We start from the raw sequence: 13,408 nt of genomic DNA, 5'->3' as shown, positions 1-13,408 counted from the left end.
ACCATCTTTGTCTAAGTCAGATGTGCTAAAATGATCTTTTTTTATTCCGACAAACACTGAAGAACAGTCCAAAATTTCACTTATGCTGCAACACATCGATACAGTCATATCTCTTCGCGAGCGTGAGTTGAAATTTTGCTTACTTTTTACTAAAATCACACATTTTCCCTGTAAAAAGATCATCTTTAAACCGCCTTAGAATCCTTTAGAAGAGAGTTAGTATAAAGTTTTGTTAATTTTAAAAAATACCACTAATTTTGTGGCATTTTAGTATTTATTGATTTCTTTTTTAAATCAATAATTAATATTAAAAATATTAGGAATAAAAGTGAGATAAAAAATGCTGTTCATAATATTGATAAAGAATCGTTGCCTGCTCTTTGTGTGGAAGTTGCTAGAATTGTAATGAAAGCTAATGTGAAAGGAAGTTACTTTAATTTAAATTATTCCGATTCATAATTTGGTGTTTGTTTTAAGTCTTCAATAGGATCAAAAGTATCATCAATCATTTCTTGAGTTGTTATTTCTCTTTTTTCCTTTTCTGCATTTTTTCAACTTTGGTGTTTATGAGAAATTTCTGTAAGACTATAAGGGCGAAATTTAAAACATAAATCAGCAATTTTAGTAAAGTGATCTCATCTTTCTTGATCATTGTTGAATTCCTTTAAAAATTCCTCTTTTAATTCTTCTATTAACTTAATTGAGGATTTCTTATAATAGACATTCATGTTTTGTTGAGGGTCTCAAAATACATAGTTTCATGCATTTTCTTTGGTTGTGTATCAGACTTTATTGTCATTTAGGTATTGAAAATTTAAAATATCAAATTCAATTGGACCAAAGAAATAAGCTAAAAAGCTTGAGTCAAAAAATCTAGTTTTATTTTGTTTTAAAAATGTATAATCACTGAATCATAAAACTTTTTGTTGTCATGTTTTATAAGTTCAATAATTATAATTTTTATCTTTTATTTTTGAGTATAACAATAAATACTTCATAAAATAAAACACATCAATTGGTCTTTTCATTTTACCTCCTCATAAAAATTATACTACTTTTTAATATGGTGGTTATTTCAATGGAAAAATTTAGGAAAAGGATCAGAAATTTTCTCAATTTTTTCCTGTGGAGGCTATTTTTGGCAAAAAAATTCTATTATAGATGGAAATATAGTCGCCAGAAAAGTAAAAAACTAAATAGAATGAGATGAAATATTACAACAATCAATGGATAAAAAATAAGGCTATAATTTCTTTAAGTCATTTTGCAAAACAAATGAAAACCAAGATCATATTTACAAAACTGATTTAGCTTTATTAGTTATTATGGGACTTATGTATTTATTATAAAAATTTAAAAAACTCACAATAATGTGAGTTTCCACTGTCCCGCATATTCGTCATTTAAGTCGAAGATATCCGGAATCGCCGTCCAGAGCGACCATTTTCCGATAACTAAATTCTATCACACTTTTTATTAAATGCAAAGTAATAATTTTCTCTTATTTTAAGACGTTAATTACTATTCTTAAAAAGTAATTTAAAAAGTTCGCCTTTATGAGCGAACTCCCTTTGTTCCGGATATTTACATTTAAGTAAAAGATAGCCAAGAGCCGCTATCAGGAGCGACAGTGCTTAATATAAATACATTATAGCATAAAATTTTTTAGAGATAATTTATAATTAAGTCACAAACAAAAAAACACTTAGAATTAAGTGTTTTTTGTGTTATTTTTATGCTTTGTTGTCTGGTTCTGGAATATCTTTTCCTTTAGCTTCTGCTGGAATTGTGATACTTTGTTTTGCAATAGTTTCAGGTTTTAGATAATCTGCAAGTTTTTTAGAAAATGCTTTATCTGTTGTTGCATCTGCTTTTGTGTATTCTTTTGCAAATTCTGTTAGAACTTTAATGTATTCTTCACCTTCATAAGCTAATTCAATTTCTTTAGATGTAATTGTATTTAGCATTTTGTAATCATCACCACCAGCTAAAATGTAATCATTTGTAACAAGGTAGTAATCTTTGTTTAGTTCAATTGCTTTGTCGTTGATTTTAATTGAAGATTCATCTAATTTTCATAGTCAACCTTCTTTGTTTGTTCTTGGATCTGTTCCTTTTTCAACATTAACATGGTAAGCAACGTTTGAAGATAGTTGAGCAAATCCTCCAGATCTTGCTTTAGTTGATAATCCGTGTTTTAGAGCTTCTAGTAATGTAGAACCTTTTAGTTTAACAGCAGAAATTCTGTTTCCAAATGGACTAATTCCTAAAATATCTCCTTTTGTTACTTCTCCTTCTTTAAGATCTGTCCTTAATCCTCCACCATTCATTAATCCAATAACATTATCAATTGTTCCTGCTTCTCATTTAGAAGTTTCTGTTGATTGGTGTGTTGTTCAAGGACTTTCTTTAACAAATCCTCAAGCAAGCGAATCAGCGGCCATCACTCCAAGAGAAGTAGGTTGAATTCTTCCGATTCAGTAAGGTGTATTTCCGATTGTTTGGCTTTCTGTGTGTTTGAATACTCCAGGAGAACTAAAGGCAACAACTTGATTTTCTTTGTTAAATCCTTCTTCAAGTTTTTTAATTAATAGTTGAGCATTATCGCTTGTTGCTACTGTAATTTGGTTTATATCTCTTAATTGTTGGTGTACTTCTTTGATTTTTCCTGTTTTAGAGTCAAATTCAATTTCAATATCTCCTAAATATTTTGTGTAAGCTTCTGTTTGAGTTACATATGTATCAGGAGCTGCATTTTCAGCTGGTTTTTTAATTTGAACATAAGTGTGGCTGTGTCCATCTAAAATTAAATCAATTTCAGGAACTTTTTCAGCTAGATATTCTGAAGTTCACTCAACTTGACTTCTTCCTGTTCCGAGGTGAGTTGATGCGATGATAAAGTTAACTTCTGGGTGGTCTTTTTTGATTTCAGCAATAGTTTCTTTCGCTGATTCTACAGGTTGTTTAAATTCAACTAGTTTTGAGTTTTTTGGGTGCGATGTATAAGCTGTATCAGGAGTTGTAATTCCCATAATAGCAACTTTAATTCCGTTTTCTAGTTCTTTAATAATGTAAGGTTTAAATACTCTTTTACCTACTTTTGCTTGATCATAACCTTCTGGTTTGTCTGTTTGATCTTTATAGTCTTTATAGAAAATATTTGCTGAAATAAATGGTAATGTTCTTCCGAATTCTTCTTTTTGAAGTTTTGTGTCTAGATCTAAAACGTGTTTTAGACCATAATCAAATTCGTGGTTACCAACTGTAATTGAGTCATAACCTGTATATTTAGCAATTTGAGTGATTGTATCTCCTTTATCTGAATCTGATAAAGGAAGACCTTGAATCATATCTCCTGCTGAAATTAATAAATCGTAGTTTTTATCTCTAATGTATTGACTTGTTCTATCCATTCCTGAATAGTTATTGTATTTGTAAGCATCATATTTAAGTCTTCCGTGTTCGTCGTTTGTGTGGAAGATTTTAATTGTTTTGATATCTGAATCTTTTTCTAATTCTTTTAGTTGTTTAAATAAATAATTTGATTTAGCTAATAAAGGTCTTAAACTAAATTTAGCTTCAAAATTAAGCTTTTCTATTGATTCTCTAGCTGCTTTTTTCTCTTCATCTGTTTTTGCAGAAGATAATTTAGTTGCTAATTCTTTGTATTTTTTAGCAAAGTCATCTAATTTTTGGTTGTATTGCTTGTAAGTTTCCTTGTATTGAACTCTTGCACCTTCTGTTTGTTTATTTTTTAATTCTTTTAATTTTTCTTCAAAACTTTTTTCTTGTTTTATTGGGTCTTTTGTTTCTTGTTGTTTTGAGTTGCAACTTGTTAAAACAGCAGCAACAGGAACAATTGTGCTTAGTGTTAATAAGGGACTAAATTTTAATAAGTTCTTTTTAAATGTTTTCTTCATAAATACTCCTTTAAGTGTGTATTTTAATTATAATATGTTGTTCTTATTTTTTTAAGAAAAATCACTAAAAAAGGACTAATTAATTAATAAAAGTTCAAAAATAAGACCTTTTTTGACTTTTTTTTAGAAAAAACAAAAATCAGCCAAAGGCTGAAAATTGCTTATTTTTTGTCTCCCATGTAACCATTTACAAAAGACTCAAAAAGAACTTGTTGTCTTGTTTTGGTTTTTTGGAATTTGTCTTTTGTATCCAATTGAGATAAATCATAAAGATAGAAAATTGTGTTGTCGTTTTTGAAATTACTTTCGCTAACTCCTCCCCATCCAAAGAAACCTCTTCTATCTTCTCCTCCAAAGTATTCAACATTGAAATTTCAGTTTCTATTAATTCCAATTTTTCCTTTTGTTGTGTCATTGAAGTTAGAATTACTTTTATCTGCACTACTAATTGCACCGTCTTGAATTGCTTTATTAATTCCTCGGTTTATTATCGCTACAACATCATACCCAGCAAATCCTGTTGTCGATGATCAATAAAGTGTTTGTGTTATTTCTTTTTGATGTCTAATTAATCAATGAATCAGTGTAAATAGTCTATATCCTGCTTTGTAAGTTTCAGTATCTTTATAGATTGTTGAATTATTTATTTCTCCTGATTTTACTTTATTTGCAAAGTCTTTATAAATGGGAGTATATAGATAAGAAATCACTTCTCCAAGCTTGTTAGCAAGACTAATTGCATTAACGTCTTTGCTATAGTGAACGTTTCCAAAAAGAACTCCGCTTTCTTGGTTAGAAGTCTTTAAAGCTGCATAAATCCCTGTTTTTTGGTCTATATCAGATGCTTCGAAGAATCTGTTAATTAATTTTACATAATCATTTGGATTGAGTGAGTCAATAATTCTTTTGAATAATGGTAATTTTCCAAAAGCTTTTGAAAATAGAACTTCTAGTTTGTCTTGAGGGTTTGGTTTTTGATTTAATAAATTAAATAATAACCCTTTAGTTAATGATTTTTTAAGAGCATCAAACATTGTAGAGAAGTTTGTGTAACTATTTTCTTGTTTTTCCATTTCTTTGAGTGTTTCATTGAATGCTGTATTAAAATCATCACCTTCTAAAACAACTCCTAAGACAGAATCAAAGACTCTTTTAAAGATTTCTTTGTCTGTTTCTTGGTTGAATTTAAGACCACTTTGGTTCAGTTTTGCAACTGCAAAGTTTGCTAAAACCTGCGTATTTTCTTTAAAAACGGAAACTAGTAAGTTTTTAATTTGAGTTTTAAGAGTTTGTTGATTTTGTGAATTTAGCTCTTTAATTAAGTATTTAGAAATCTTTGTAATAAAGTCTTCTAAAGAAGTAGCATTTTGAAGATTATTGATGTTATCAATATAAAGTTTAGTGATTAGATCAATAAAAATTGAAGAGTTTTCTTGAGCTAATAACTTTTCAATAATTTTAGAAAAATCAAGCTGACTTAATAAAGGATTATTGAGTTCACTAATTTTATTTCTAGCAACTTGTGCTAATTTTTCTTTTAGATTAATTGTAAGAGTTCTTGCGATTGATTTGAACGCGTCTTTGATTTTTGTTTTTTGATCATCATTTTGAGCATTATTTAAGGCATCTTTAAGATCTTTTGAGGCTGCGTTAATAAGACTTAATAATAAATCAGCTGAAAGACTTAAAGAAGAGTTGTTGCTTTGAGCTAAAAATTTAGTTGCTAAAGTATTTAAATCTGCAACTCCCACAGCATCAATTACTCTTTGTGCTAAAGGAAGTTTGTTAAACATTTTAGAAACAACAGCCTTGATAATCTCACTTTGTTGATCTGAATTTGAGTTGCCTAAGAAATAAGACTTAAGCAGATTTAGAAGATCACTAAAGGAATTTAGTGATTGAGAATTTGTTGCAATATGATTAATTATTGCATCAAATTCACTTGAGAAATCATTTGAGTCTGAAATTACTGAAATCACTCTGTCAAGCACGTTTTTGATTAATTGTTTGTCTTCTGTAGCACTAAAATTAAAGCCATATTTTGCTAATTGTTTAATTAATGCATTTGCAATTGCTTGTGTGTTTTCTGTAATAATTTCTTTTAAGATTGCTTTGATTTTGTCTTTTGTTCGTTGGTTTGATTCATTCTTTAAATTCTTAATTGCTTCTTTAAAGAATCTGATTCCAAATTCTTCAATTGTATTAAGATTTTGGAATTGATCAATTTGTTCAAAGACAATATCACTAAATAAATCGATAAATAATTCGCTATTTTCTTGTTTTAAGAATTTTTCTAAAACAGTTGCAAAATTAATATCTTCAATTGCAAGGCTATTAAGTTTATTAATTGCAAAATTAGAAATTCTCTCTTTGTATCTTGAAACAAAAGTATTTAAAATTTCTTTAAAGCTTTGTTTTAGAGCAGTTTTTTGCTCTTCTGTTTTGTTTTCAAAAGCAATTTTAATTCCTTTTGTAACTATGTTTAGACCCTTAATTAATAAATCATTTGAAAGTAGTTGTTGTGTATTTTGTGAGTTACTAAAGGCTAATAATTTATCAATTACTACATTAAGATCTTCTTGATTGATTGAGTTAATAATTGTGTTTAATAAAGGAAGATTTGAAAAGGCTTTTGAAACAAAAATAGCGATTATTTCTGTATTTTCGACATTTTCAGAAGCTAATTTATCTGATATTGCAGCTACAAAAGAAGTTTTTAGAGCTACTAATAATTGCTCGAAGTTTTCATAAGAATCTTTTTTGTTTTCAAGTTGTGCTAAAACATTGTTAAATGATTCTGAAAACTCTCGAGAATCAAGGACTGTATTGATAATTGAACTTAAAACATTATTAAATGCAGAACTTTGTTGTTCTGTTTCAAAAGAAATTTGAACTTCAGCAAGCTTTGTTTTGGCAAAATCAGCTAAAACAGAAATATTTTGTTTGATTGATTGTTTAACAAGATTAATAAGTTTTGCTTTTAGTTCACTATTTTCTTGTTTATTAATAGTTTTGATTGCGTTTTTAATTAAGTTAGTAGCAAATTGTTCTAGAGAAGTTTGATTTTGATAATCATCAATGTTATCAAAATAGCTTGCTGAAACTAAAGAAAGTGCTGTTTGTGTATTTTGTTGTTCTAAAAGATTATTGATCAGTTGTGTTGTATTAATTTGTTTTAGAATTTCAATATTTAAACTTTGGATTTTAGTTGATGCAAATTGTGAAATTTTTGTTTTAAATTTCTCTATAAAGGGAATAACTAAAGAGCTAAAGGCTTCTTTGATTTCTGTTTTTTGCTCTTGTGTTGAGTTGTCTAAAGTTGTTTTAATTGCTTTAGAAATTAAGTTTAAATATTTTAAAATTGCTGAATTATCAACAGAAATTGAAGAAAGATTTGCATCAAATAATGCTAATGTTTTATCAACTAAAGCAGAAAGATCTTCTTGTCCAATTGCTTCAATTATTGTTTTAAATAAAGGAAGTTTTGAAAAAGCTTTTGAAATAATAGATTCTAATAAATCACTATTTTGATTGTTTGTTAAATTGCCTAAAATGGATTCTTTTAAAATGGCTAATAGATCATTTAGAGAATTAATTCTGTCTTTATTTTGAGCTAAAGTATTAATAATTGAATCAAATTCTTGATCAAAGTCTTTAGAGTCCACTAAAGCAATTGTTGCTTTAGAAACAACTCTTTTAAGTAGTTCGCTATCTTCTTGTGAAGATAAAGGGATCTGAAGTTCTTTTGATTTAGATAAAACTAATAAAGAAATGGTGTTTGCATTTTGCTTAATTGTTTCTTTTATAAAGGATTTTAGGGTATTTTTGGTTTCTGAATGCTCATTAATTTCTTTTAGAGCAACCTTAATAAATCTAAACACAAAATCCTCAAGTGAACTTATGTTTTGTAGTGAATCAATGTTTTCTACATAACTTTTAGTAACTAAATTAATGATAAAATCGGCGTTTTGATCAGCGACTAAATTATCTATAATTTGAGAAATATTAATACTATTAATAATTTCATTATCTAAATTATTTACTTTAGACTCAACATATTCTTTAATTTTATCTTTGTAGTTTGAAACTAAAGTTTTTGCAAGTGAGCTAAAAGTATCTTTGATTTGAGCAACTAGTTGCGCTTTTGATTCTGGTGTTGTTTCTTGTTCTAAAACATCTTTGATTGTTTTAGATAAAATGTTTAATACAGAAACAATAGTTTGTTTTGTAACTAATTCTTCTTTTAGTTTTTTGTAGATATTTTCAAAAGTTAGCTCGTTATTTTGCTCAAGCTCGCTTAATAAAACTTCTAAATTAGAATAAGTTCTATAAACTAAATCTGATTTAACTAAATTAAACTGTAGTCTCTTTACAAATTCAGAATTATTGTGTTGTAATAATGCTTTAAGTTTTCCAGAAGGATCAATTACTTCCAGAAATTCATTAGAGAAAATTCCATTAATTACATTATCAACAATTCCTTCGTTCATGTTTGTAAGACCAATAATTCTTTTACCATAGTTATCTTTGGTTCTGATTTGGTCTTTTTGAGTTTCGAAGGCACTTTTGTTATCTAAATAACTTTGAGTTGAGTCACCTAAAACAGCTTCAATGTTTGAAACTTCAATTTGGTATTTATAGTTGTTTACATCTGTGGTTGCATAATTTTGATCAAAGTCATATTTGTTGTATGAATCATCAAAATCAGCATATTTATTTGTTAATTTTAAATAAATATCCATTGCCATCTTTTTATAAGCACTTGTGTTTGGGTGAATATCTAAAAACAGTGAAATCAGCTCTTTTTTGTGTGAAATTCAATAAGGCTCATTAAAGGCTTGAATGTAATTTACATCAAGTCCTTGAGTTTGATTTTTGATTGCATTATTAATTGTAGATAAAACAAAATCACTGAATTTTGTTTGAGCTACAAAAGGTAAATTAAGATATTGAGGAACTAGTTGATCGATTAAATCTCTAACTTTTAATAAAGGCATTGGATAAGAAATAAAGTTTATATTTGCCTTTGGAGCAAGCTTTTTAAGATTTGTAATAAATAACTTAATTCTCTCATTGATTCTTTGTTGAGCTGTAACTAAAATCTTACTAAAAGCTTCCGAAACTTCCAGTGACGCAGCACTTTTAGGATTTTTGAAAGCTTCTAATAAAGAAGAAACTTTTAGCTCTTTTAGAGACTCAAAGACTGTGTGGAAAAAGTCATTAGCTCCTAAAGTTACAGTTACTAAATTTGCTTCTTTTAGTCTTTGTTTGATCTCGTTTGCAACTTCTTTGAAATTAGTTCCAAAGAATGTTTCTAAGTGTCTTTTTTCTTTTTGAACTTCTTGTTCATCTAAGAAACCTAATAAAAGGTTAAAGTCTAATATAGTAGCACCAGAAACAGCATAGTTTTTAAAGTTATCTACTCTGTTATTTTGATCTAGAATTCTTGCAAGAAAAGAAGGAAAAGAAAGACCATCAATTCCGTTTTGATCTTTTTGTCCTTGGTAATCTTGATCTAAAGTACCATCAAAACCAGCACTAATTGAATCACCTAAAGCAACATAGTTAATGTGTTGATCTAGAGCGATAAAGTTGCTTGATTTTTGCTTTAGTTCTCTTGTTTGAGTGTTGTTTGTGTTTTGATCTTGTTTATTTTCTGTTTGAGAATCGTGAGCAGGGTTTTGATCTTCTTTTGTTTCTGGTGGTGTTTGTGGTTCTAAAACATCCTCTTTTGGTTTTGTTGTATCTTCGGGTGGTGTTTGTTGTTTTTCAGGTTGTGAAACTAAATCTGGGTTTTTAGTTTCATTTCCTGGTTGGTTACACGCAACAAATGTTGCAATAGGTAAGCTACCTAATAATGAAAGTAGGAGCAATTTTGCTCTGTTAGTCTTTTTCATTGTATCTCCTTACTTAAGCACACACTTCTGTATATACTTATTAAAAATGTTTGACTTATTATACACATTTTTTGATTAACAAAGAAATTTTTTTGTTTTTTCAAAGGGATTTTGAAATAGTTTTGGAGTTTATTATCAAAAATATTTCAAAAACGCTATTTTCAAGCTTTTTTATCTTTATAAAGTCGATTTTTGTATTTTATAAGGTTAGTTTTGGTAAAATAATAATGTATGATAAATGATAAAAGGAGATGAAAATGGATAAAAAACAAGTTAGAAAACACGAATTTCTTGATTTTGTAGTTTACAAGATTTTCAGTTCGGAATATAATGAAAACTTCGTTTTAGAAGGTTCTGAAGGGATATTTATTAAGTCTTTAAATAGAAGGTTAATATATTATAAATTGCCGAAGGATTTGGACTTAAATATAATTAGTTTAAAGGGAACTGCGGAAAAAATTGAAAAAACATTAAAAGGGATTTTTCAGGAAGAAAAAGATATTGAAATTAAATTAGATCAAAAACTCTATGAGGAAAGAGAAAGAATTCGTTTTAAAATAAAACAGATAAATAACGAAGGGGATAGCGTTTCAAATTTAGGTGTAGACGTCGTTTTAGAAAACCAAAATTTTACTATAGAATGAGAAGAATTTAATTTTAATGAACACAAAATCAATATTCAAACATATAATATTGAAAAGTACATTGCAAACAAAATTATTAGCTTGAGAAAAGTTCATAACAAAAATCGAAATTATTTAAGTGGAAAAATTGATTTAAATAAATTTATTTCAAAAAATGAATTTCAAAACATAACAGAAATTTGCTGACTATTTAATAATTACAGTTCCGAACTAAAAGAGATATTAAGAAATCTAAAATTAATGTATGATCCAAAAATATTTAATGTTTCTTTACTGGAATACATAGAATATTTAGCTAAATATTTCAGAAACAGCATAACTAATGATGACATAATTGCTTTTATACATTATAAAAAATGAAGCCTAGAGTATTTTGATTTTATGGCTTATTTACGTTCTAACTTTGATAATCTAGTTAGATTACTTAAAAGAGAGGTAAATGATGAAAATAGAACCGATAATTTATAAACAAAGAAACTATAAACCTAATTACGAAAATGTAACGCCAAGAAAAAACATTCATGTCAAATTAGGAGAAAAAGATATTTTATATTTTGTGCCTAACGAAGACGAAGACAGGGTTATTTATATTACAAACAACCCAAATAAACACAGACTTGTAGATCAATGAAATTACCCTGAAGATATTATTTTTGTTCCTGGACTAAAAGAAAATCTAAAGAGATTAGATATTATTGATAAAACTTATATCCATGCTTATTTATTAAGATTTTATGCTTTTAATGATAACCAAAGTGCGTTTGATTGATATGAAAGCATTTGCTTCATTTTTGAGCAAAACTCAAGCCCAGATTGACCAAGAATACTGAGAATTCTTAAAAAAAGATACAAGGATTTTGCACCTGAATTTACAAAACAAAATGTTTTAGAGTGAATTTCTTGAATTTCGGGATATGATTGAAAAGCACCTAATAATCACTCTGTTTGATAGAATTTTCTAAATTATTTCAAAAACGCTATTTTTAAACTTTTTTATCTTTATAAAGTCGATTTTTGTATTTTATAAGCTTAGTTTTGGTAAAATAATAATGTATGATAAATGATAAAAGGAGATAAAAATGGATAAAAAACAAGTTAGAAAACACAAATTTCTTGATTTTGTAGTTTACAAGATTTTCAGTTCAGAATATAATGAAAACTTCGTTTTGGAAGGGTCTGAATCTATATTTATTAAATCTCTAAATAGAAGATTGATATATTATAAACTTCCAAAGGATTTGGACTTAAATATAATAAGTTTAAAAGGAACTTCAGAAAAAATTAAAAAAACATTAAAAGAGATCTTTCAAGAAGAAAAAGATATTGTAATTAAATTAGATGAAAGACTTTTAAATACAAGTGGAAGAATTCAGTTTAAAATAAAACATATAAATGATGAAGAAAATAATGTCTCAAACTTAAGTGTTGATATTGTTATAGAGAATCAAAACTTTAACATTGAATTGGAAGAATTTAATTTTGATAATAAAAAAATCAATATTCAAACTTACAATATAGAAAAATACATTGCAAATAAAATTGTTGCAATGAGAAAAATTAACAAGGAGAATGAGCATTTTCTAAGTCAAAAAAATAATTTAGACAATTTTATTTCTAAAGACGAATATAAAAATATAACAGAAATTTGCTGATTGTTTAAATATTATGACTTTGAAGTAAATGAATTAATAAGAAACATAAAATTGATGTATAAACCTGAAATATTCGGCATTTCTTTATTTGAATATATTAAATATTTAACAAACTATTTTACAAAAAATGTAAACAATAAAAAAATAGAACTTTTCATAAATAATCAAAACTGAAAACTAGAACACTTTAATTTCATAACCTATTTATTATATAACTTCGAAAATCTACGAGACATACTGGAAAGGGAAGAAAGAAATGAAAATAGAACCAATAATTTATAAACAAAGAAACTATAGACCAAACTATGAAAACGTAACGCCAAGAAGAAATATTCATGTCAAATTAGGAGAAAAAGATATTTTATATTTTGTTCCTAATGAAGATGAAAATAGAGTTATTTACATTACAAACAACCCAAATAAACACAGACTTGTAAATCAGTGAAATTATTCAGAAGATATTATTTTTGTTCCTGGATTAAAAGAAAATTTAAAGAGATTAGATATTATTGATAAAACTTACATACATGCATATTTACTAAAATTTTATGCTTTTACTAAAAATCAAAGCAATTTTGATTGATATGAAAGTCTTTGCTTCATTTTTGAGCAAAACTCAAGTCCAGATTGACCAAGAAGACTAAGAATTCTCAAAAAAAGATACAAAGCTTTTGCACCTGAATTTACAAAACAAAATGTTTTAGAATGAATTTCTTGAATTTCAGGCGAAGATTGAGACGCACCCGATAATCACTCAGTTTGATAAAAATTTATTTTTAATTAAAACAAAAATAAAGGATTTTAAGGAGTGATATATGAAAATAGAGCCAATAATTTATAAACAAAGAAACTATAAACCAAACTATAAAAAAGTAACTAAAAGAAAAAACATTCATGTTAAACTGGGTGATACAGATATTTTATACTTTGCACATAATAGAGCAGAAAATAGAGCTATTTACATCACTAACAATGAAAAAAATCATAGACTTGTAGATCAATGAAATTACTCTGAAGACATCATCTTCGTGCCTAATTTAAAAAAGAATCTCAAAAGACTTGATATCATTGATAAAATATACATTCACGCTTATTTATTAAGATTTTATGCTCTTAATAAAAATCAAAGTGATTTTGATTGAAGAAACAGCTATTTCTTTATTGAAGATTATAATTCCGGACCTGATTGAGAAAGAAAGTGAAGAATTTTTCAAAAAAGATTTAAAGATTTTGCCCCTGAATTTAACGCTGATAATTTAGCCGATTGAGCCTGCTGAATAAATGAATAATAATTT

General features: G+C 27.1%; 9 protein-coding genes. 6 read left to right on the top strand and 3 right to left on the bottom strand.

Annotated features, from left to right (window positions below; genetic code table 4):
- Positions 1-199: restriction endonuclease subunit S domain-containing protein (locus JV122_RS01900; RefSeq protein ID WP_373422602.1), on the top strand; the 199-nt coding region annotated here is incomplete at its 5' end.
- A gap of 244 nt (positions 200-443) precedes the next feature.
- Here the strand turns inward: JV122_RS01900 and JV122_RS01895 are convergent.
- From JV122_RS01895 to JV122_RS01885, 3 genes are all read right to left on the bottom strand, one after another.
- Positions 444-1,028 carry a type II toxin-antitoxin system antitoxin SocA domain-containing protein gene (locus tag JV122_RS01895; RefSeq protein WP_205842820.1) on the bottom strand — a complete coding sequence of 195 codons (585 nt, stop codon included), beginning with the start codon at positions 1,026-1,028 and terminating at the stop codon, positions 444-446.
- A 705-nt stretch (positions 1,029-1,733) separates the two neighbouring features.
- On the bottom strand, positions 1,734-3,920 hold the full coding sequence (locus tag JV122_RS01890; protein ID WP_205842819.1) for a 5'-nucleotidase C-terminal domain-containing protein: 2,187 nt from the start codon (positions 3,918-3,920) through the stop codon (positions 1,734-1,736).
- 161 nt (positions 3,921-4,081) lie between these two features.
- The gene (locus tag JV122_RS01885) at positions 4,082-9,817 is read right to left on the bottom strand and encodes an SGNH/GDSL hydrolase family protein (protein WP_205842818.1); all 5,736 of its coding nucleotides are present in this window, start codon (positions 9,815-9,817) and stop codon (positions 4,082-4,084) included.
- Positions 9,818-10,074: 257 nt separating this feature from the next.
- Here JV122_RS01885 and JV122_RS01880 point away from each other — a divergent pair, with 257 nt between their 5' ends.
- The 5 genes from JV122_RS01880 (at position 10,075) to JV122_RS01860 (ending at position 13,402) form a co-directional block, all read left to right on the top strand.
- On the top strand, positions 10,075-10,929 hold the full coding sequence (locus JV122_RS01880) for a hypothetical protein (protein WP_205842817.1): 855 nt from the start codon (positions 10,075-10,077) through the stop codon (positions 10,927-10,929).
- Positions 10,901-11,413 (top strand): hypothetical protein, encoded by a 513-nt coding sequence (locus tag JV122_RS01875; protein ID WP_205842816.1) that lies wholly within the window; start codon positions 10,901-10,903, stop codon positions 11,411-11,413. Before JV122_RS01880 ends, JV122_RS01875 begins: the two co-directional genes overlap by 29 nt.
- A 127-nt stretch (positions 11,414-11,540) precedes the next feature.
- Positions 11,541-12,395, top strand: a complete 855-nt coding sequence (locus JV122_RS01870) for a nucleotidyl transferase AbiEii/AbiGii toxin family protein (RefSeq protein ID WP_205842815.1) — start codon at positions 11,541-11,543, stop codon at positions 12,393-12,395.
- Entirely contained in the window at positions 12,370-12,879 is a 510-nt protein-coding gene (locus JV122_RS01865; protein WP_205842814.1) for a hypothetical protein, read from the top strand. The genes JV122_RS01870 and JV122_RS01865 overlap by 26 nt, the downstream gene beginning before the upstream one ends.
- A gap of 49 nt (positions 12,880-12,928) precedes the next feature.
- Positions 12,929-13,402 (top strand): hypothetical protein, encoded by a 474-nt coding sequence (locus JV122_RS01860; RefSeq protein WP_205842813.1) that lies wholly within the window; start codon positions 12,929-12,931, stop codon positions 13,400-13,402.
- Positions 13,403-13,408 lie beyond the last annotated feature (6 nt).

The organism is Mycoplasma procyoni (assembly GCF_017052595.1).
GTDB lineage: Bacteria > Bacillota_I > Bacilli_A > Mycoplasmatales > Metamycoplasmataceae > Mesomycoplasma_A > Mesomycoplasma_A procyoni.
The sequence above is the reverse complement of the archived record's forward strand: the minus strand, read 5'-3'. Positions and strand labels throughout refer to the sequence as shown.